Source organism: Solibacillus faecavium (genome assembly GCF_014836905.1).
GTDB lineage: Bacteria > Bacillota > Bacilli > Bacillales_A > Planococcaceae > Solibacillus > Solibacillus faecavium.
Map to the genome: position 1 here is coordinate 201,198 of NZ_JACSPZ010000003.1, position 19,992 is coordinate 221,189.

Below are 19,992 nucleotides of genomic sequence, written 5' to 3' on the forward strand. Positions count from 1 at the left end.
ATAACTATAAGTATGTAAAGAAGTATTCTCGCATAAACCTTGTGCCAATATGGAGGCTATAAATATGAGCGCAGAGAAAGACAGATATTTGGATTCAATTGATCCTTTAGAGAGAAGTAATTTGCTAAAGATTATGAAAGGTACCTTTGAAAAGCTTGATCGAGAATTCATCGATGAGTTAGTAGAAGTGGAAGGCTTTTTTTACGAGGAAGATGAAGAGGCTATAAATTTTGAAAGCCATAAGAATTCAATGATTTTAGAATATATTAACAAGTGCGAGGTACCTGAAGAGTTTGATCTTGAAGAAAGTGTGTTTGATTTATCGCGCAAAATTGTCCATTTTATCTTTAGAAATGGAATTATTGAAGATATGCATGCTGGTAAATATGGTTATGATGAGTTCTTAAAGATACCCGAAAATACACCTCCAGAAGTCATTAGCCAGCTTTCTAATAAAGATATGATGGCTTTAAATAAGTACATGATGGACCGAGTAGGATATATTCTGCAATTATTACAAAATGCGGAGTATACTAAGCTTCATTATATACTGGATCAAGAAAAGTATAACGGAGATGACTGGGATCGTCCGAATATAGAAAAGATTGAGAAGGATACCGAAGACTTAATGTTAATTGAGTTTTCTCGTCAAAAAAATATCGATCATTAAGTTTAAGTACATCTTGGTTTATCAGGATGTGCTTTTTTGCTTCATTCCAATGGTTATGGCATTCTAAAGTAAACGCCATTAGAGGGGGCTTTGTATATGATTTTAAAAAGAGGCGTAACTGGTTTTACTAAAGGGGATTTATCACTTGAACGGGATGGGGTAGCATGTAGTGCTGAATTCAAAAGGTATTGCTACTCGTATGTCGGACAGTTAAAGGGTAGGGTTTTGTCCTTTTATGAGCCGGATAGTGTTGTTGGCTATGCTCATGCCCATGTGAAAATCGATGGGGAAGCGTTCTATATTTTTTATAATGATCTATATGATTATGTAGCTTTCACAAGTAATTGTGAGATGGGGGGCTTAGAATTTATTGACCATCCATTATTGGCGGACTTGTTTAAAAATCCTTATCAAGTATTAACCGCAGCTCAATTAACAGAGCCGTTAGCATTTCAAGCTAGTGGCAATGGGAATATTTTATTGAATGAAAATGACCTGAATGATGTGGAGCTTCATTTTATGAATCGTTTTAGATCACAGACGGTAGGGGATTTAGTGTTTAATTATTGGGATTAGTATTTTCATGCTTATTAACTAAATAAGGGAAAGATTTACCGCTATTACCGCTGATTTAAGAAATAACGTTAAAATAAGGGTAGAAAGTTCCGCTATTCCGCCATAATGGCATTATTTTCATGAATATTTACTGAATAACGGAAAACGCTACCGCTATTTTCGTTGATTTAAGAAAAAACTTTAAAATAACGGAAATTTGTTCCTTTAATCAAAGAGCCTTCCAAATATACGAAATGGAAGACTCATGTATTTGATATTATTCGTAATTAGATAAAACCTGATACTTTGTCTTTGGTCCGCTGCCGACCCGCATAATTTGTCCGCTTTGTATTAATTCCTCAAGAATTTTCCGCACTGTCGCTTTACTTTTTTTCAAATAATTTTCGAGGTCTCTTGCAGTAAATTCTTTACTTTGTGCTAGCCAGTTAGATAATGCTTCATTTTCATCAGTAGGCGTGAGTGAAATATATTTAGGAAGCGTTACGACGAAAGCATTCGGTCCAACCGTCCAGTACGGTTCCATTACACTGCCTTTATAGCTTTCTCTCATTCGTTGTAAGCCTGTGCCGTAACTTTCAATCCATTTTAATCGATACAAAACATTTGCAAGTTTTGGGTTGCGGCTTTGCGAGATGCCTAATTCAATATCTTCTAGCGTTAAGCCTTTCACGAGACCACCAACTGAAACAAGCTCCAGTCGATCCTGGAAGAGGTGGATGAGGATGCTTCCGCTAAAACTATAATCACGGTGTGTGAATGCGTTTATGAGTGCTTCACGTAATGCGTAGCTGGGATAGGTTTCAGTTTCAATCCTTTTAAGTCCTTCAAAATGGGCATGCTTTGCGTTATTGATTGATAAATATTCATAGACAGCTTCCACTTGCTTTAAAATCGAGCCGCTAAATTCTTTTCGGTCTTGGAATTCTATTTTGTCATTACCTAAATAGCGTGCGCATTTTATCGTATGTTCACATTGATCGGAGAAAAGTAGACCTAAATTTGTATAATAGCCGTCTTCTGTGATTAGACCAAGGGTACGCATTTTTTCTGGTCCGAATTTTAAGTTTTGTTCATCAAAAATTCTCTTCGCCTCAGTAAACGTCAATTCTTGTTGTAAGCTTCGCATTGTTTCAAAATTGGTACCGTCCGATTCGATAATCATTTGTCGGATATTTTCTTCGGAGGCATTTGTAACAGATGTTCCATAGCGAATAAAGACACCTGATGGTTTCATACCCTTCGCTTTTAAATGATAAGGACGACGAGTACCTCTCGCAACACTAATTTTTACAACGTTCTTACCTTCTAAATTAACAATTTCTAAAAAAGCATGCACTAAAATGTCTGGCTGGATACTATCGTGTAGCATACTCGAAACGGATTCGAGTACTTTATCTGCATTTTCAAGACCAATAATTGAACCATCATCATCAACGCCAATATAAAGCTCGCCACCTTGTGTATTTGCAAAAGCAATAATTTCCCGCTTAATAGCATCGGTTAATTCCCGCTTAAATTGTAAAGTCGGTGATTCTTTCATTTTCATTTCATTCACCTCTACCGATTATAGGTAAAAAATAATCGATTATAATCGATTAATCAATTGATAAGAATAATGCATATTATAGAGTTATATGTAATAGCAGAATAAATGATACATTTATCATATGCTAATTAATAATAATATAAAATAGTGCATGCAGTTATTAGATAGCGTATTTGTTAAATTCAATCAGTGATCAAATGGTAGGCTTCTAAGTGTTTAATTATTGGGATTAGTATTTTCCTAGTTATTTAATAAATAAGGGAACGATTTACCGCTATTGCCGCTGATTGAAAAAATAACGTTAAAATAAGGGAAGAAAGTTCCGCTATTCCGTCCTAAAGGCATTATTTTCATGGTTTTTTACTGAATAACGGAAAACTGTTCCGTTATTTTCGCTGATTTAAGAAATATTTTTAAAATAACGGAAATTTGTTCCTTTAATTAACGAGCCTTCCAAATATGCAAAATGGAAGACTCCTATTTAGTTTAATCAAATTAATTAACCAAACTCTTTTCCTTCACAGCCTCCACAGCAACCTCCCCAATATAATACGGAAACTTCTTAATGCGTTCCTTCAGTATAAACATATAAATTTCCTCATCCGTTTCTTGATGGTAGATACTTGTGTACTTGTGCTGGTTGTAAATGCTGTGCCACTTTGTTGGTTTGGTGCCGTAAATAGAGGCGTGGAGCATTTGGGCATCGTACGGTGTTTGGGCAAAGTATAGGGCGTACTGGGTAGGGGAAACGCTTGTTGCATACAGCTTGATGCGGTTGATGCCGAGTACGTCGCGTTGATTCATTTCACGGATTTCGGCAATTTCCTCCTCCGTAAATGGGACTTCGTAAATACGCGATGGGTCGTCCTCCTTTTGCAAATAGCCTTTCTTTAAAGCGAGGTAAATCCAGTAAGCACCGAAGTTTTCCTCGTATTTGATCATTTCAAGTAGCAGTGTATAAACGGTTTGTTTCTCCATTTTTATCGCTCCCTTGTCCAAATATGACCTGTTTTTTTGTTGTAATGGGCCATAGCTGTACCTGTTGGACCATTGCGGTTTTTGGCAACGATGAGCTCTAATGCATCGGGGGTATTGGTCTCTTCTCGATCGTAATACGAGTTGCGGTAGAGCAAAATAATGACGTCTGCATCCTGTTCGATGGAGCCCGAATCTCGTAAATCACTCATAAGAGGACGCTTATTGCCGCGGGATTCCACATTGCGGTTGAGCTGGGATAGACAAATGACCGGGCAGTTGAACTCCTTTGCCATTTGCTTTAAGGCGCGGCTAATTTTGCTCATCGCGATGGCTGCATATTCCTCATCGCGGTCTGCTTGGATGATTTGTAAATAATCGATTAAAATAATTGGTGTTTTGTTTTCGTTTTGCCGAATAATACGGCGGGCTTGGCTGCGGATTTGCGGGATTGTTAAAGAGCTGCGATCATCAATTTCGATGCTCGATTTATTGACCCGTTCGAGTACTTGAATCCAGTTCTTTTTTTGTTCTTCTGAAAAGTATTGCTTCGGGTCGCGCATTTTTAATCGAGAGTATTGACCTGTTGTCGCAATGAGCCGATCGAGCAATATCGTTTTACTCATTTCCAATGAAAAGATAATCGGCAAATGTCCTTGCCAGCCTGCATAAAGGGCTAAATTGTTCATCACATCGGTTTTTCCCATCGAAGGGCGGGCTGCGATAATCGTCAGCTCGCCTGGACGGAATCCGTCGATTAGTAGCTCGAGATCCTTAATATGGGGGATAATGAGTCCAGGTGTTTCTACTTCCTCCCACGGCCGATTATCCATTGCGACTAAAGTTTGCGTGATTGTTGTATCTGTCCGATTTCCTTCGAGCTGTGTATGATCAAGCCGCTCGATAATTTGCGGGATCGCCCAATCTCCCTCAGCCGCCTGAAATAAAATTTGCCCCTTTTGCCGCTCGCGCCAAATTTCTCGTAGTAGTAGGACATAATCGTCGAACTTTTCGGCATTGGCAAACCTCATAAGCTCCGTCACATAGGAAATCCCAATCGCTTCAATCTGTTCAAACCGTGCACTTAGTGTTAAGTAGTCTACTGGATGTCCTTCATTTGCGAGTTGCTGCATGAGCGCAAAAAGCTGTCGGTGGTATTGGCCGTAAAACATGTCCGGCTTGAGCTGACTATCGAGTATTAAATAATTTTCCTCGAGCATCGTTGCTAAAATGCTTTGCTCTAAAAATTCCTTTTTAATCATTCATAATCACCTTCATCAAAATCAAGTACGACAGGTGCCGGGACGTAATCATTATCCTGCATTCTTGCGAGGGCATTATTTAAATAGCTTTCAAAATTACCCGAACGGAACAATGTCATCGGCCTTAAGTATTTGTACATTTGCGGGTCGTGCATCCAATTCCTCACTTGCTCATCAATGACTAAATGGCAGTCTTCCACCGTGTAGCCTTCTTTTAAAATCGCTTTGATGAGGCGGTTACTCGTTTTTGAATCGGGATTAAAGTGTTTATTGGTCTTTTCGTTAAAATAGTGAATGATCGTTGCAATGTCATTACTATAGTCCATATCTTCTTTTGTTTTTTTCTTTTCCTGTAAATTTGGCTCTTCTGGAAACAGCTCTTCCTGGGTATAAACTTTTTTCTGAAGCAGCTTCTCAATTTTTTCATAATCAATTCGGTACCATTTCGAACGGTCGGTAACGAAACTGTTCAATTTGTTTGAAGAAAGGATCAGTTGATAGCGTTCTAATTTCGTTATGAGTCTTTTCACTTTCGTTATGTTCCAATAGGAGCATTGCTTTGCCCATCCTTCATAAGTTTGGCGATACCAAATATGTCCTTCCTTCTCTACACCGTTCTTTTCTAATCGATAATGCAGCAGCTGCAGGAATAATGCCTCCTCAACACCGATTCGGACTGCCAAACTGTGTGATACAAGTAATTGTTTATCGTTCACTAATACTTTCATGTTCCAACCTCCAAAATTTGAATTACTGTCTTGCCTTATATATGGCATCCATAATCAAAAAAAGGGACATGAAAGTGAAAATAATTTTTTGGGGAGATCCGAATTGGCATTGCCCTAAAGAAAAAAACCATTCAGTTGCGTGTTAACGCAACAATATATATTTATAAAAATAATTAAAAAAATAATTAAATCTTTTTGAGCGAACTTTTTTGAGCACATGATGATGGGATTTTATTGAGTTGTTGATGATGGGATTAGAACGGGTCGATGGAAGGGATGGATTTGGCTGAGGAAATAAGAGTAAAAGCGGGTCAAAAAATGTTGGAGAAAACAGAAGGAATTCTATTTTAGAATAATAAAAGGGATTTATTTTATTAATATAATTTATCGAATGGAATTTTCATTTGTATAAATCATTACAGAAAAATATGTACAGATATTATAGGGAAAATTAAATTTTGATTTTTTCAGGATGTACTTTTTTGTAATCAAGATTTAATATGCAATGAGTATTTGGAAGTTACGAATAGGGTATAGAGAGTAGGTATAGCAGCTTCAATGGTTGTGAGAATTTATTATAATTACGGAGAGGAGCTAGTAGCATGTTCTCAATAACATTGGATAGTTTTATTCGAATTATCACTGTTGGCATTCTAGCTTATGTCGGTCTAATCTTCTTTCTGCTGACTTCTGGGAAACGGTCATTAACCCAATTAAATGCTTTCGATTTAGTGGTAACGGTAGCACTTGGTTCTATACTCTCTACAATTTTATTGAATAAAAACGTGAGCTTGCTAGAGGGACTGTTAGCATTTGTCCTGATGATTTTATTGCAATTCTTATTGACATTCACATCTGTACGTTGGAAAAAATTCAATAAAATCATTAAGTCAGAGCCGAGCTTGCTCTATTTGAATGGCTCATTTCTTAGAGAAACGATGAAAAAAGAAAGAATTAGCGAGGGCGATATACTACAGTCTGTGCGGAATGATGGAATCGGAGACTTAAAGGAAGTTAAAGCGATTGTTCTTGAAAACGATGGCAGCTTATCAGTTATTAGCGGAGAACTGGGAAATACCTTGGCTAATGTAAAAATAACTAGAGAAAGCTAATGAACTTCACAGGAATTCAATGAGTGCCAAAATCCTTTATGATCAAGGATTTTGGCACATTTTTTTTACGGACTATTGATAGATAATTTACTTACTCAGATATTAAATTTTTTTTTTTGTTTTTCAATCCCCAAATACATAACTGTTCCAAAGCCGTTATAGTGAAATCAACAGAATACTTGAAAAAAATATTTTAAAATATTTTGTAACGAAATAGAGGGTCGTGGTATTAATACTACGAACAACAGGAAAGTGAGGGCAGTTATGAACAAGTTAGAGGAACAATATGAACAAATTCATCCAAAACTCTATGCGTTTTTTTTGTCCAAGACAGGAAATCGGATGACTGCTCAAGATCTTTGCCACGATACCTTTTACGAGGCTTGTAAAAGCATTGGCTCCTTTAATGGACAATCCACTTTGTCGACATGGATCTTCTCGATTGCGGGAAATTTACTGAAAAAATATTATCGGAAAAATAAGTATCAGCAAAGCTTAATGCAAAAACTCTCAGCGATTCCGGAAACTGAAATGCCATCGATAGAAGAGTTAGCAGAACTCAATGAAGATACAAGAATACTTTTACATCATATTTCAAAACTAGATGATGCTTCGAGGGAAATTGTATTGCTGCGTATATATGGAGAACTGAGCTTTGCAGAAATTGGTGACTTAATTGGTAAATCAGAGAACTATGCGCGGGTAACGTTTCACCGGCTGAAATTGAAGATTCAAAAATTAATGGAGGTGACTTTATGAACAAAGAATGTCCGGTTATACAAGATCTTTTACCTTTATACGAGGAAGATTTGGTTCAGATAGGGACAAAACAATTTGTCGAGGAGCATTTGAAAAGTTGCCAAGAGTGCCGCCACATTGCAGAACAATCACAAATCCCGCTGCCTGTGGAAGTAGAACATGGCGGTGGCTCTAAAAAAATGATTCGAAAAATCACGCTGAAGCTGACAACGATACAGATTTTCTTTGTAGCGATTGCCTTTATCTTGGCGATGGGGACGACCGTGATGAATAACAATAGTGGATTTATCCTGACCTATGCCTTACTGGGCGCGGTTACATATTTGTTTTACCGCTCCATTTTTATTGCCGTTCTGCTTGCAGGGGTACCGAATTTTATATGGAACTGTCTATTGTATATGACGGATTGGTTCGGTGAATTTTATGGAGGAAGCTTTTTGGAGTCTTTTTCCCTCGCACTCACATCCGTGGTGATCCATTTAATCATAACGTTTATTGGAATTGTGATCGGCTTTAGCATTCTTAAAATAAGAGAGGAAAATTAATATGAAAAAGAAAATACTATATGGCGTAATTGCTATTACATTAATTGGTGTCCTAGTGTACGCTTACATGCAAATGAGCGGCAATACAGTGCATAAACAAAGAGCAAAAGTGAGCTTAGAAACATTTTTGCAAGAAACGTATCCAGACATGGACTATGAGATTAAACAGGTAGGGTACGGTTGGACGGATGTCACGTATGAGTTTGAAGTGGTGAAAAAGGACTCGTTGGCAGTTGAAACTACTTATACGTTTTATGTTTCTGGTATGGAGCCTTATGAAGTTTTCAGTGATACCATTCGTGGAACCAATATAGACAAAGAGGTATCTGACTGAGGTAGGGTATCACAGTCAGTTTTTCTCCTGACATTCAATGATTGAAATTAAAGCAAATTTCTGTAATAGTATCTGCCCAAAATGCGCATAATAAGTCCGATTGATAATTTGCCTCTAAAATAATGAAGTTGTATATTTAATTTGTTAGTAACAAAAATTTATTAACGATACTGGGAACAATCACGTGAGCGTTGTGGTTTTTCTGAGAAGGAGAAATTGTATTGAAATTAAAAGACAAGGTAGTGATCATTACAGGTGGTGCTGGCGGTATTGGTGCTGGTATGGGGCGTGCAATGGTAAAAGAGGGCGCAATTGTTGTGGCAGTTGATCTCAATCCTGAAGCAGGCGCAAAAGTATTGGCGGATTTGCAGCAACACTCACCACAATCTAGCTTTATTGAATGTGATTTGACAAAGCATGATCAACTAAAAAATGTAGTGGAACAAGTTGTCGAGAAATATGGTCGTTTAGATGTGTTAGTGAATAATGCACACGCTTCGAAACAAGTGCCATTCCTTGAAACAACACCAGAACATTTAGCATTGTCAATGGATACAGGCTTCTACCCTACATGGTACTTAATGCAGGCGGCTATTCCACATTTGAAGAAAACTCGTGGTAATATTATAAACTTTGCTTCAGGTGCCGGGTTAAAAGGACATAAAACACAAGCTGCTTATGCGGCAGCAAAAGAAGCGATTCGTGGGATTACGCGTGTCGTAGCCAATGAATTTGGGGCTGATGGTGTGACGGCGAACTTGATCTCACCAATCGCCAATTCAGAAGGTGTACAAGCATGGGCAAAAGCTCAACCGGAATATTATGAAGGGGTACTTGCAGGTATTCCGATGGGTAAATTCGGTGATCCGGAACAAGATATCGGACGTGCTGCTGTCTTTTTAGCTTCAGAAGACTCGAAGTATATAACAGGTCAAACATTGATGGTGGATGGCGGCTCGATCATGCTCCACTAATATCATGAATTTAATATAACAACGAACCGGGTGCACGAACAATTGATGAATTGTTGGGCACCCGGTTTTCTTTATGTGATGGACTCACCTAATTTTATTTAAAATCCTTACCCGGTTTGTCTTAAACATGACATATACGATGATGTAAATAAGTATCGAGGAGATCACGATATTGCACGTGGCACCTGTTAGAAAGATGAATCCACTTGAATGGGAACTCACAATTCCTGTATAAGCATGTTCGATCGCGTCAATGTATCCTACTTCATCCAGTTCATTGACTTTAGTATTTCGATCCAATAGAAAGCTCCCGACCTGATAATTTAAGAAGAAAAGGAGCGGCCAAATAAAAGTGCCCATGACACCACCGACAAGTGCGGAAACGGTATTCGCCTTTACGAGCCTGGCCATACCGATGGAAAGTACGGGGCCAAATCCGAATGTAGGCAGCCAGCTTGGGATAAAACCAATCGTTACTCCTGACGCCACTTCATGTGGACCCGATTTAAGCCGAAATAGACGGATTAAATTATATTTAACGGTTCGTGTTATTTTCATAGATGACTATCCTCTCCAAGTAATTCGTCCCAAACGTTAAATGGTCATTATAGATATATTATACCTAATTTACAACATATAGATTTATTTTTTCCGAATAATTAAATTAATGAGGGCGGGTCGGAAATTTATTATACTGATTGATGATTCATTATGTAAGAAATAGGGTAAAGATAAGAAGATGCTTCATTACAGCGTGTTAAAAGCGGGCTGCAACAGCATATTATCAAAGGGTGACAACACAGATACTACATAAAAAAGGGGACATGAACTATGCTACAATTATTTTTTAACGACGATCATTTAATTTCGATTACAGGCGATGAAGATATTTTATCGAAAATTCCTGACCGCTATGAGTATTATGATTTAATTAATATTAAAAATGAATTGGTAACAACAGAGCATTTAGTGGAGGCATTCGAGTATGCTTTACGTAAAAAAGGCGAAGATGCAGTAAATGCAGCGGCTTATTATGCTAAATTAAAAGATATGTACGAGACGAAAAAAAGATTACCGATTGAAAACTAGTGAGTTTGCAAAGTGGCATTATAAAATATAAGGCATGGTAACCTGGCACAAAATAGTTGTGCACAGGTATAGCCAGGCTTTTTTTGTGTTTGGAAATTAGTGGGAGCTAATATTGGAGGTAGGGAAAAACAGCTGTAATAGCAGCTTCCTTGCTTGCTCAAAGGTTGTATATTCCTGATAGAAATGATGATAATTTGCTATTCGGTCTTCTAGAAATTCATATTGATAATGCTCAAAAAAAGATTGAAATAGCATATCGATTTGACCTTGGGGGATTTGATTTATGTGATCGCTTAAAACATAACTTAGCGTGCCGGCTATATTCATGCAATAAAAATGGAAGTCATCATAGAAATCCACCTCATTAGGTAATTTCATAAACTCTGTTCGGAAATCTTCCGTTATTTTATTAATATCTTGGGTAGGAAAAGGTTTTCTTAATTTAGGATCAATTTCGGTTAATTGCTTTAAAATGTCGTTCATAGGACCTCCCTTAATGTTGGGGCTATTTTTTCTTCGCCTTCTTCTTCTTTTTTGATTCCTCTTTTTTCTTTTTATCTTTCTTCTTAGATTTTTTCTTTTTTTCCTTTTTTTCCTCGGACTTTTGAGAAGCAGGTTTTAATTTTGTTAAATCGATTTCAAAGGGAATTAATTCCGCTTTCCTACTTTCTTTAAGCTCTTCTCTCACATCTATTTTCCCTTTAGGATATTTAATAATATTGTTTTTCCGTAAATCCTTTTTATTATTATTTAATGCACAGGTATCCTCATGTTTAAGAGCATTGGTAATGAAACGTTTATACATAACGCGTGTCTTATTTTCATCATGGTAATGGAGGCTATGGGTATCACACCCACCTTGCTTCCACGTGTATTGTGGCGATTCGATATAGTGACGATCTTCTGTATCAATAAAGTAAGTGATGCTTGCAGAATTGGACGCAGGATGAAACGTGACGGTCGTGATATTGTGCTCGTAATCTACTAAGGTATAGTGCATAAAAATACCTCCTAGGGAATAATAGGTAGTCTTGTAAATTAAATGGTAAATTAAAGGGTATTGAATGTCAATATTCTACGGTAATAACTTAAAATAGAACTGAATATCTAAAAAAATTTTCATTATATACATCTAAAAAGGGATCTATTTAACTTAAGAAAGGCCTATCTCACCATCTAATGAATAAGAGCATCCTCCCAAGTTCATCGCTAAACTAAACACTATTATTATCGAAATATAACAAAAAATCTAAAAATTTGCATAACTAGTTGTTAAGTTTTTCTTGCTTTGTTATTCTTTAAAACATTAATCAACTAGGGGGGCCCATATGGAAAATAAAGTTGCTAAGAAAAAAATGGTGGATCGGTTTTTAGATGGAATCGAACGAGCGGGGAATAAATTGCCGGACCCAGTTACATTATTCGTTATTTTGGCATTCTTTGTACTGGCATTATCATTTGTTCTATCAAAAATTGGCGTATCGGCGGTTAAGCCAGGCACAGAAGAAACAATTGAAGTTATTAACCTGTTAAATCGTGAAGGACTTATTCAAATCGTTACGAACATGGTGACGAACTTTACTGGATTTGCTCCACTTGGTATCGTAGTCGTGACGATGATCGGTATCGGGGTAGCTGAAAACAGTGGCTTAATATCGGCATTGATGAAAAAGACGGTGTTAAGTGCACCTAAAAAGCTTATTTTGCCTGTTATTATCTTTACGGGTCTTGTCGGGACTGTTGCCGCAGACGCAGCGTTCATTATTTTACCTCCAATTGCCGCGATGATTTTCATGAGTGTTGGACGAAATCCACTTGTTGGTTTAATCGCGACGTATGCAGCAATTGCCGGAGGGTTCAGTGCTAATATTATTATTTCGTCTTTAGACGTTTTATTACTAGGTATTACACAAACAGCAGCACAATTGGTTGATCCTACATATACAGGACTTGCAACGATGAACTATTACTTCATGATCGTTTCGACATTTTTAATAGTGATTGTAGCAAGTTGGGTAACAGTAAAATTCGTAGAGCCCCGCTTTGGTAAGTACAGCGGAGAAGTTGAGGTCGCTGAACCACTTACAGCTCTAGAAAATAAAGGGCTTCGCTGGGCAGGGATTGTCACAGTTGCCTATATCATTTTAATGGCTATTTTAGTCGTACCAGAATCAGGGTTATTACGTAATCCAGAAGATAACGGCTTTTTAAACTCACCGTTTATGACGGGTATTGTGCCGATTATGCTATTCTTCTTCTTATTACCGGGCTTAGCATATGGTATCGTGACGAAGAAGGTAAAATCGGACCGCGATGTAGCGGAGCAAATGTTTAAATCAATCGGTGACCTATCTTCATTTATCGTATTGGCATTCGTAGCAGCACAAATGATTGCTTATTTTGGGTGGAGTAATATTGGTCCGATTTTAGCAATTAAGGGTGCAGAGTTTTTACAAAATATGAACTTTACTGGCGCACCAATGTTTATCGGTTTCATTATTATTTGTGCATTGATCAACTTACTCGTTGCAAGTGCATCGGCTAAATGGGCTTTACTGGCACCAATCTTTGTACCGATGTTCATGTATTTAAACTATTCACCAGCTGTTACACAAATGGCTTACCGTGTAGGGGATTCCATTTCAAATCCAGTTACACCGATGCTTGCATACTTTGCGATTTTACTAGCATTTGCGAGACGCTACGATAAGAATATCGGGATTGGTACGTTAATTTCAGCGTTATTGCCTTATTCAATATTCTTCGCGATTATGTGGATTATTTTATTTGCTGTATGGTTCATGTTTGGCCTGCCATTAGGTCCTGGCGATGGGATTTATTTAAAGTAATATTTTAGGATTTTGAAAAGTAGCCTTTAGAAGTAGGGAATTACTTGTAATGTTTATTCGAAATACAGACAACTTAGAAAATGGGGTATGAGAAATGACGAATATATTTGAAATACTAGAACAGCATTTTGATGAAATGGTTGCGATTCGTCGCTACCTACATGAAAATCCGGAGCTTTCACATGAGGAAGTAGAAACGCCGAAATATATTGCGGCATACCATCGTGCACTTGGTCATGAAGTACGAGAAGGTGTAGGTGGTCGTGGGGTAGTCGCTACTTTAAGAGGCGGCAAGCCAGGTAAAACGGTTGCGCTACGTGCAGATTTCGATGCATTGTCAATTCAGGAGCAAAATGATGTTCCTTATAAATCTAAAGTTGATGGTAGAATGCATGCATGTGGTCATGATGGCCATACTGCTTCACTCCTTGTATTGGCAAAGGCACTGAACAAAATTCAGGATGAGATTCAAGGGAATGTCGTATTCATCCACCAATTCGGGGAAGAAATTGCACCGGGTGGAGCGATTCCGATGATTGAAGATGGCTGCCTGGACGGGGTCGATGTTATTTTCGGTCAGCATTTATGGGCACCGGTTGAGCATGGGAAAATTGCTGTTTGTGAAGGTCCGTTAATGGCTGCAGCAGATGGGTTTTACATTACGATTAAAGGAAAAGGCGGTCACGGTGCGAAACCACAGGAAACGAAAGACTCGATTTATATCGGCTCACAATTTGTTGTGAACGCCCAGCAGCTATTAGGTCGCCGTATTAATCCTTTAAAACCTGCAGTCGTTTCAATTTGTCACTTTGAAGCGTTAAATCCATTTAACGTTATTGCCGATTCGGTAAAAATTAAAGGTACAGCACGTGTATTTGATGAAGAAACGCGTGACCTGATTGAACGTGAGCTGGAAGATGTCTTGAAGGCGGCATGCTTGGTGATGAAGGCCGATTACGAATACGATTATGTGCGCGGTTATTCAGCTGTTATTAATGATCCGGAGACAACAAGATTCTTTATCGAGCAAGCAAGACAAACACCGGGTGTCGAGGAAGTTGTTATTTGTGAACCGGAAATGGGCGGTGAGGACTTTGCCTACTATTTAGAAAAGGTACCGGGCACATTCTTTTTCACAGGTGCGCGTGACCCAGAGAAAGAAGAGGCGTACCCGCACCATCATCCGAAGTTCGATATCGATGAGCGTGCACTTTTAGTTGCTGCCAACACACTTGCAAAGGCAACGTTGGAGTATTTGAAGAAGCATTCTTAAATTGGAGACGCGAAAACCTGTTGAGTGTAACGGTTTTCGCGTTTTCTTGTTTAAAGTCAACGTTCATCTGATTAATGATGAGTTCGAGAAGAATATAGATGAATTTTTTATCGAGAAGAATTTTAGGAAACATTTTAATATAGTATTTGGATCGACAGGTTTTTATTTAGTTTTAATGAAACAGGACCCGAAAGGATTTTATTTTTTATTCTTAATGATGGGTCTATCCATTCGGTTTGAAAAGTTTTGAAAGTAGTGGGGGTTAAACTGGAGGATTTCTTCCCTTAAAATTACTAAAGAAGAATCCATTTTTCTAAATCTCTTTTCAAAATGGATTCTTCTTATTTATCGTAAAAGGTTATAAGATGGTGAGGCTATTTGATAGCCACAGTAAACTTATGTTCTAAACTCCGCCACAATCGCTTGCAATTGTTCGGCAAGACGAGCGAGAGAAGTAGCTGCTGCATTTACTTCTGACATAGATGCCAGTTGTTCCTCAGAAGCTGAGGCAACTGATACAGCATTGTCAGCTGTTGTTTCAGAAACCTTCGCCATTTGTAGCGACTGCTCTGAAACAGATTCTATTTTAGAATGGATGCTATCGGATACAGTTGAAATCTGATTTACTTGATTTTGCACTTGACCGATAATTGACAATATCTCTTCAAATGTAGCCTTTGTATCATGGGAGATGCTGATTCCTGCATCTACTCGATCCTTAACTTGCTGAATAGAAGAAACAGTTTTCGTCGTATCTGTTTCAATTTCAACTGCAATGCGTGAAATATCGTAAACAGACTGCTTTGTCTGTTCGGAAAGCTTTTTAACTTCGTCTGCAACAACAGCAAAGCCTTTACCAGCTTCACCAGCACGAGCGGCTTCAATCGCGGCATTCAGTGCAAGTAAGTTTGTTTGATCGGAAATATCTTGAACAAGCTTTAAAATATTTACGATTTCTTTCGTACGGCTAGCAAGTAATGTTAATGAATCTGCGGTTTCCTCAACGGTAGAATGAATCAGATTCATTTGAGTTACGGTATTTTCTACATACACCGAACCTTCTTCAATTTTTTCACTTGTTGAAGCAGACAGTGCCGTCGCTTTACCCGCCTGACTAGCAATTTCTTTTGCCTCTATTAATACATCCTTTGCGAAGGCAGCAGAAGAGCCCGACATTTCTTTTTGCTTGTCTGCTGCATCTGATACATTTTGAATGGATGTGGAAATAAGTTCGGTTCCAAGCATTGTTTCGTCCGCGCTGGCCATGAGCTCCTCGGCAGATGCAGCAACTTGGTCTGAACTGTCAGACACATGTGTAATAATATCCCTTAAATTGCTTGTCATTTGACGGAAGGTAACTTGTAACTCACCTACTTCATCGTCTGTATCCTTGTCATCCAGTTCCACATTTAAATTCCCGGCTGCAATTTCCTTTGCACCGGCTGTTAATCGTCCTATGCGACTGACAATTTTGTTTGTAAAGTAAAGAGCTGACACGACACTCAAGAATAAAAGTACGACTGCGGCAATAATCGAAATCCATGTAATGGCTTTAATTTTGTTGCCAAGTTCTTGTTGCATCGCGGTATAGTTTGCACTAACCTCTCGTTTTAGCTCGATTACATCATTTACAATTCCGCGAGTACGCTGTGATTGACGCTTAATTTCTGCAACATTTGTATCTTGCAGTGAGGTAGCTGTCGCTTCTGCGATTTTTGCGAATTTCTCTTCAAAGCGGGTACTAATCTTTTGTTGGCGGCCTGATGTAAAGCTGCCTTTCAGATTTTTATAAACCTCTTCTGTTCGGGCTAAATCGGTTTCAATATTATGCTTATTGTTTTCTGATACATTAATTGAATAGACACTTAGTGACTTTTGAAGGCTTTGGACCGTGCTGTTTAATTCCTCAACTGCAACAAGGGAATCCACTACTTCTTCCGTAGAGGCGTTGAGGCTCATAAGCTGGCTAATATTATAAGCAATAATACAGACAGCTAATAGTAGTGGAATCAAGGCCAACATTAATATTTTCTGTTTTAATTTCATTGTTGTACGACCCTTTCTTCTACTTAATTATCAGTTGCCCGTCTGCAAGCTTTTGCTGAACGTCTTCCAATAGCTTTTTTTCCTCTTCAGTTAAAGACACGACACGAATTGGCGCAAGGCTAACACCATTTTCTTTAATGCCAAGCACTTTATCTTTTTCCGAAAGTACCCCTGTTTCAGCAATTTCTTCGATTGCCTGATAAACAGCTGTATCAACTCGTTTCATCATGGAAGAAACAATTGTATCTTCTGCAAGGAAAAACTGATCGCTGTCCACACCGAATGCATGTACACCTGCTTCCTGTGCAGCTAAAATAGAGCCAACACCTGTAAAGCCGGCAGCGGGATAAATATAGTCCGCCCCTTGTTCGATCATATCCCGTGCAATAGAAGCACCAAGTTGATCATCCCCGAAATCCCCGGCAAATACAGATAAAACTTCAACATCCGGATTTACTTGTTTTGCACCTGCTATAAATCCCTTTTCAAATCGTTTAATTACAGGATTATTTACGCCACCGATAAATCCAACAACATTACTTTTTGATTTCATCGCTGCCAATGCACCGATTAAATAAGATCCTTCATCATCTTTAAAAGTTACATTATGAATATTCGGCAAATCTGATTCAGCATCAATCAATAAAAATTGCTGATCCGGATAGGCTTTAGCAATCGCTTCCAAATCATCTTGCACTGTGAAGCCAATACCAATAATTAAGTCTTGCCCCTCTGCCATCAGGTCTTCCAAACCTTGCTTATATGTACCGCTTATCTCAAGCTCTCGGTAATCGAACGTAATATCCAATTCATCACGCGCTTTTTCCAGTCCTTCAAACGCAATATCTGAAAATGACTGGTCACCGAGCCCTGCATCTGACAGCATAACACCAATTTTAAATCGTTCCTGTTTTATTTCCTCTGAACTTTCTGAGCAAGCAGAAAGTAAGATTGAAACGAGAAAGCTAAATAAAAATAACCACTTTCTTTTCATTCCATCATTCCTTTAAGTATATTACAGAAGTATGACTTCCAACATCTCTCATATTAACGCATACTTACTATTTAATAAATAGAAATAAGGGTTGTGGTATATTTATTAAATATTGCGATTATTCAGTTTGGTAGTAGGAAATTAATTATATTCATTAGAAGGGGATAACACCTTTTAAAAGTAGAATTTTACGAAGTGCTTAGTGTTACAGACAAGAGAAGGGAAATCTGCCGCTGAGTTATTAAGAATGCATTGCAATAAAATAAGCGGGAAATTTCCCGCTATTTAGTGAGGTGGCCTCTGTTTTGGGGTAAATAAGGGGAGATCCTCCGCTTATTTGGTATAGGAATTTATATTTTTTATTAACCAAACTAAATATTTTGCAGCAAAGTATGTTAACGGGATACCTAATAACAAAATAACTAAGCCGAAATAATAACTATCAAAAAAATATTGATTTGATATATACGCAGCTATGTTAAAGAATGGAATATAAAGTATAATCATTAACGCAATAATGCCCACTTGTCTCTTCATTACTTTATTTTCTTTCTTATTCAGCTCTTCTTTACGTTTTTCATCCATAAGTAACTTCACCTTTCCCATTCATAGATTTTTGTGAATACTCGTGTTGCAGAATTGGGATTCATCTTGTTAATGTGAGTTTAACATAGTTCGGTAACATTCATAAAAAATATTATGGAAATGAAAATGGCTAGAATTACTAATGCGGCAGTTCCAACAAGTCTTCACGCAGTAAAAGGGGGATGATGTTATAGTGACTTTAGTAGTTTTAATGCTAGGTTTATTTTTAATGATCTATTTGAAGAAACCATATCTATTTAGTAAAAGAGTATTCGATTATATTTTTTTAGTCGGTTATTTATTACTTCTTACACTTTATATTATTAACACAGCTTTTGTTAGAATAATGTCTGATGCGTTATTTTTAATTGTTACAGTTACTTTCCTATTACCTTTATTTATTAGAAGTATTACAGTTAAAAGTAGCACCAAATAAAAGATTCGAGGAGGTTGGAAAATGGATTATACAAAAGTCTATAATGAGGAACTAATCATTTTAGTAAAAGAGAAAATAAAATCCGTCGGTGAAGTAAAAGCGGTGAAGTTTGTGAGAGAACAAACAGGTTTGTCCTTAATACAGGCAAAAAAATTCGTGGATTTTTGTAAAGAATAGATACAGAAACTCAGACTGTAGACAAACTCGAAGAAATTCGGGATTGCCTACAGTCTTTTTTATTAAAATAAAGTTAACTAATGAACACCGTTGATTTCCCCGGGCACGGCTCCAGCTAACTAAATTGTGCCTACAACGGCAGGCACAATTTAGTGGATCTTCCGCGCGTGCGTTTCCCGGTGGAGTCACGGTCCCTCCACTCCAATCAACTTATTCATCGCTTTAAATAAAGTGAGATACGATATCAACGATGACTAGTAATCAATTCTCTAAAAAAATATATAATCAAATATTTGAAACATTTGTTCCTTCCGAATCATTCGGATAATAGAGCTCTTTTCGTAAGCACACGTCTTTATGACGTAATTTTTCACCCTTAAATCGTATCCAAATTTCGTCATCTGCCATGACACCATGCGTTTTACGTACGATGCCCCAACGGTTATAGGCTTGCATGTCAAGGCTTTCAAGTAGTTCATTGGCATTGGCACGTGTTGGTGGGAACGTACGCCACTTCAGCCATTTTTCAAGTTCTTCTAGTGTAATATGCCCTTCCATCATTGGTGAAAACTGCTTGTTAAAGTCATTAATATAATTTACAACATAAGGCGACCCACCATTTGAAGGCTTTAAATCGACTGTTGCAATGATGTCATCCATCCACATGACATCAAACTTCATATAATCAATCATGTGTTTCACTACCTTCCACGAATAGATGTTTAAAAATCGGATCATTCATCTCATCTGCAGGGATATGAATGGTTTCCATAATTCTCACGTCCAATTATTTTGAGTTTTCTCTATTATATAGGGAGTTAGAAGTCTTTTCATTAGAAAGCTGCTGAGACGAATCACTAAAGCAACCCATTAATCAGTCAAATGGGCTTATAAATTTCAATAATTCTAGATAAATGTCTTTTACACCTTTAAATGATGTGAATTTAATGGTTTTTGTGTTTTTGTAAGTTATCAAATCATTCAAAAGTAGTGTATTTTTTTCTCGAAAGCGCTAGAATAAACAGATTTATATTAAACTTATTTTATTATTATTGTTTTGAT

General features: G+C 37.6%; 22 protein-coding genes. 11 read left to right on the top strand and 11 right to left on the bottom strand.

What is annotated here, in order from left to right; all coding sequences use genetic code 11:
• Positions 1-64: 64 nt before the first annotated feature.
• Together H9635_RS07870 and H9635_RS07875 are read left to right on the top strand one after the other, a co-directional pair.
• A complete protein-coding gene (locus H9635_RS07870; protein WP_191699639.1) occupies positions 65-670 on the top strand; it encodes a hypothetical protein in 606 nt (201 codons plus the stop codon).
• Positions 671-766: 96 nt separating this feature from the next.
• Complete coding sequence (locus H9635_RS07875; RefSeq protein WP_191699640.1) at positions 767-1,246, top strand: hypothetical protein; 480 nt, start codon at positions 767-769, stop codon at positions 1,244-1,246.
• Between the two features lie 256 nt (positions 1,247-1,502).
• On the opposite strand, the gene H9635_RS07880 is transcribed toward H9635_RS07875, so the two are convergent.
• From H9635_RS07880 to H9635_RS07895, 4 genes are all read right to left on the bottom strand, one after another.
• Positions 1,503-2,792 carry an RNA-binding domain-containing protein gene (locus tag H9635_RS07880; RefSeq protein WP_191699641.1) on the bottom strand — a complete coding sequence of 430 codons (1,290 nt, stop codon included), beginning with the start codon at positions 2,790-2,792 and terminating at the stop codon, positions 1,503-1,505.
• A gap of 495 nt (positions 2,793-3,287) precedes the next feature.
• The gene (locus H9635_RS07885) at positions 3,288-3,770 is read right to left on the bottom strand and encodes a hypothetical protein (RefSeq protein WP_191699642.1); all 483 of its coding nucleotides are present in this window, start codon (positions 3,768-3,770) and stop codon (positions 3,288-3,290) included.
• Positions 3,771-3,772: 2 nt separating this feature from the next.
• Complete coding sequence (locus tag H9635_RS07890; RefSeq protein WP_191699643.1) at positions 3,773-5,029, bottom strand: replicative DNA helicase; 1,257 nt, start codon at positions 5,027-5,029, stop codon at positions 3,773-3,775.
• Positions 5,026-5,757 (bottom strand): conserved phage C-terminal domain-containing protein, encoded by a 732-nt coding sequence (locus H9635_RS07895; RefSeq protein WP_191699644.1) that lies wholly within the window; start codon positions 5,755-5,757, stop codon positions 5,026-5,028. The genes H9635_RS07890 and H9635_RS07895 overlap by 4 nt, the downstream gene beginning before the upstream one ends.
• A gap of 602 nt (positions 5,758-6,359) precedes the next feature.
• Here H9635_RS07895 and H9635_RS07900 point away from each other — a divergent pair.
• The 5 genes from H9635_RS07900 (at position 6,360) to H9635_RS07920 (ending at position 9,481) form a co-directional block, all read left to right on the top strand.
• Complete coding sequence (locus tag H9635_RS07900) at positions 6,360-6,869, top strand: DUF421 domain-containing protein (RefSeq protein ID WP_191699645.1); 510 nt, start codon at positions 6,360-6,362, stop codon at positions 6,867-6,869.
• Positions 6,870-7,133: 264 nt separating this feature from the next.
• Positions 7,134-7,628 (top strand): RNA polymerase sigma factor, encoded by a 495-nt coding sequence (locus tag H9635_RS07905; RefSeq protein ID WP_191699646.1) that lies wholly within the window; start codon positions 7,134-7,136, stop codon positions 7,626-7,628.
• A complete protein-coding gene (locus H9635_RS07910; protein ID WP_191699647.1) occupies positions 7,625-8,173 on the top strand; it encodes a zf-HC2 domain-containing protein in 549 nt (182 codons plus the stop codon). Before H9635_RS07905 ends, H9635_RS07910 begins: the two co-directional genes overlap by 4 nt.
• Before the next feature lies 1 nt (position 8,174).
• Complete coding sequence (locus H9635_RS07915) at positions 8,175-8,507, top strand: YfjL-like protein (protein ID WP_191699648.1); 333 nt, start codon at positions 8,175-8,177, stop codon at positions 8,505-8,507.
• Between the two features lie 221 nt (positions 8,508-8,728).
• Positions 8,729-9,481 (top strand): SDR family NAD(P)-dependent oxidoreductase, encoded by a 753-nt coding sequence (locus tag H9635_RS07920; protein WP_191699649.1) that lies wholly within the window; start codon positions 8,729-8,731, stop codon positions 9,479-9,481.
• Positions 9,482-9,565: 84 nt separating this feature from the next.
• On the opposite strand, the gene H9635_RS07925 is transcribed toward H9635_RS07920, so the two are convergent.
• Positions 9,566-10,039: a DUF2062 domain-containing protein gene (locus tag H9635_RS07925; RefSeq protein ID WP_191699650.1), complete on the bottom strand. Its 474-nt coding sequence runs from the start codon at positions 10,037-10,039 to the stop codon at positions 9,566-9,568.
• A gap of 273 nt (positions 10,040-10,312) precedes the next feature.
• Here H9635_RS07925 and H9635_RS07930 point away from each other — a divergent pair, with 273 nt between their 5' ends.
• On the top strand, positions 10,313-10,570 hold the full coding sequence (locus H9635_RS07930) for a UDP-glucose 6-dehydrogenase (RefSeq protein ID WP_191699651.1): 258 nt from the start codon (positions 10,313-10,315) through the stop codon (positions 10,568-10,570).
• Positions 10,571-10,666: 96 nt separating this feature from the next.
• On the opposite strand, the gene H9635_RS07935 is transcribed toward H9635_RS07930, so the two are convergent.
• Positions 10,667-11,053 (bottom strand): YxiJ family protein, encoded by a 387-nt coding sequence (locus H9635_RS07935; RefSeq protein WP_191699652.1) that lies wholly within the window; start codon positions 11,051-11,053, stop codon positions 10,667-10,669.
• A gap of 22 nt (positions 11,054-11,075) precedes the next feature.
• Positions 11,076-11,570, bottom strand: coding sequence for a hypothetical protein (locus H9635_RS07940; RefSeq protein WP_191699653.1), 495 nt, complete (start codon positions 11,568-11,570; stop codon positions 11,076-11,078).
• Between the two features lie 328 nt (positions 11,571-11,898).
• Here H9635_RS07940 and H9635_RS07945 point away from each other — a divergent pair, with 328 nt between their 5' ends.
• Entirely contained in the window at positions 11,899-13,419 is a 1,521-nt protein-coding gene (locus H9635_RS07945) for an AbgT family transporter (protein ID WP_191699654.1), read from the top strand.
• 94 nt (positions 13,420-13,513) lie between these two features.
• On the top strand, positions 13,514-14,692 hold the full coding sequence (locus tag H9635_RS07950) for an amidohydrolase (RefSeq protein WP_191699655.1): 1,179 nt from the start codon (positions 13,514-13,516) through the stop codon (positions 14,690-14,692).
• Positions 14,693-15,088: 396 nt separating this feature from the next.
• Here H9635_RS07950 and H9635_RS07955 read toward each other — a convergent pair whose 3' ends face one another.
• The 3 genes from H9635_RS07955 to H9635_RS07965 form a co-directional block, all read right to left on the bottom strand.
• Positions 15,089-16,738 carry a methyl-accepting chemotaxis protein gene (locus H9635_RS07955; RefSeq protein ID WP_191699656.1) on the bottom strand — a complete coding sequence of 550 codons (1,650 nt, stop codon included), beginning with the start codon at positions 16,736-16,738 and terminating at the stop codon, positions 15,089-15,091.
• A gap of 19 nt (positions 16,739-16,757) precedes the next feature.
• Positions 16,758-17,732, bottom strand: a complete 975-nt coding sequence (locus tag H9635_RS07960) for a BMP family lipoprotein (RefSeq protein ID WP_191699657.1) — start codon at positions 17,730-17,732, stop codon at positions 16,758-16,760.
• Positions 17,733-18,065: 333 nt separating this feature from the next.
• Complete coding sequence (locus H9635_RS07965) at positions 18,066-18,317, bottom strand: hypothetical protein (protein ID WP_191699658.1); 252 nt, start codon at positions 18,315-18,317, stop codon at positions 18,066-18,068.
• 457 nt (positions 18,318-18,774) lie between these two features.
• Between H9635_RS07965 and H9635_RS07970 the strand changes: the two genes are divergently transcribed.
• Positions 18,775-18,930: a hypothetical protein gene (locus H9635_RS07970; protein WP_191699659.1), complete on the top strand. Its 156-nt coding sequence runs from the start codon at positions 18,775-18,777 to the stop codon at positions 18,928-18,930.
• A gap of 285 nt (positions 18,931-19,215) precedes the next feature.
• Here H9635_RS07970 and H9635_RS07975 read toward each other — a convergent pair whose 3' ends face one another.
• Positions 19,216-19,623: a hypothetical protein gene (locus H9635_RS07975; protein ID WP_191699660.1), complete on the bottom strand. Its 408-nt coding sequence runs from the start codon at positions 19,621-19,623 to the stop codon at positions 19,216-19,218.
• Positions 19,624-19,992 lie beyond the last annotated feature (369 nt).

Coding starts and splice junctions, on each gene's coding strand:
- H9635_RS07875 (WP_191699640.1), top strand. CDS start 767: ATGATTTTAAAAAGAGGCGTAACTGGTTTTACTAAAGGGGATTTATCA.
- H9635_RS07935 (WP_191699652.1), bottom strand. CDS start 11,053: ATGAACGACATTTTAAAGCAATTAACCGAAATTGATCCTAAATTAAGA.
- H9635_RS07965 (WP_191699658.1), bottom strand. CDS start 18,317: ATGGATGAAAAACGTAAAGAAGAGCTGAATAAGAAAGAAAATAAAGTA.
- H9635_RS07975 (WP_191699660.1), bottom strand. CDS start 19,623: ATGATTGATTATATGAAGTTTGATGTCATGTGGATGGATGACATCATT.
- H9635_RS07950 (WP_191699655.1), top strand. CDS start 13,514: ATGACGAATATATTTGAAATACTAGAACAGCATTTTGATGAAATGGTT.
- H9635_RS07910 (WP_191699647.1), top strand. CDS start 7,625: ATGAACAAAGAATGTCCGGTTATACAAGATCTTTTACCTTTATACGAG.
- H9635_RS07885 (WP_191699642.1), bottom strand. CDS start 3,770: ATGGAGAAACAAACCGTTTATACACTGCTACTTGAAATGATCAAATAC.
- H9635_RS07930 (WP_191699651.1), top strand. CDS start 10,313: ATGCTACAATTATTTTTTAACGACGATCATTTAATTTCGATTACAGGC.
- H9635_RS07870 (WP_191699639.1), top strand. CDS start 65: ATGAGCGCAGAGAAAGACAGATATTTGGATTCAATTGATCCTTTAGAG.
- H9635_RS07970 (WP_191699659.1), top strand. CDS start 18,775: ATGGATTATACAAAAGTCTATAATGAGGAACTAATCATTTTAGTAAAA.
- H9635_RS07880 (WP_191699641.1), bottom strand. CDS start 2,792: ATGAAAATGAAAGAATCACCGACTTTACAATTTAAGCGGGAATTAACC.
- H9635_RS07900 (WP_191699645.1), top strand. CDS start 6,360: ATGTTCTCAATAACATTGGATAGTTTTATTCGAATTATCACTGTTGGC.
- H9635_RS07940 (WP_191699653.1), bottom strand. CDS start 11,570: ATGCACTATACCTTAGTAGATTACGAGCACAATATCACGACCGTCACG.
- H9635_RS07960 (WP_191699657.1), bottom strand. CDS start 17,732: ATGAAAAGAAAGTGGTTATTTTTATTTAGCTTTCTCGTTTCAATCTTA.
- H9635_RS07905 (WP_191699646.1), top strand. CDS start 7,134: ATGAACAAGTTAGAGGAACAATATGAACAAATTCATCCAAAACTCTAT.
- H9635_RS07945 (WP_191699654.1), top strand. CDS start 11,899: ATGGAAAATAAAGTTGCTAAGAAAAAAATGGTGGATCGGTTTTTAGAT.
- H9635_RS07955 (WP_191699656.1), bottom strand. CDS start 16,738: ATGAAATTAAAACAGAAAATATTAATGTTGGCCTTGATTCCACTACTA.
- H9635_RS07915 (WP_191699648.1), top strand. CDS start 8,175: ATGAAAAAGAAAATACTATATGGCGTAATTGCTATTACATTAATTGGT.
- H9635_RS07925 (WP_191699650.1), bottom strand. CDS start 10,039: ATGAAAATAACACGAACCGTTAAATATAATTTAATCCGTCTATTTCGG.
- H9635_RS07895 (WP_191699644.1), bottom strand. CDS start 5,757: ATGAAAGTATTAGTGAACGATAAACAATTACTTGTATCACACAGTTTG.
- H9635_RS07890 (WP_191699643.1), bottom strand. CDS start 5,029: ATGATTAAAAAGGAATTTTTAGAGCAAAGCATTTTAGCAACGATGCTC.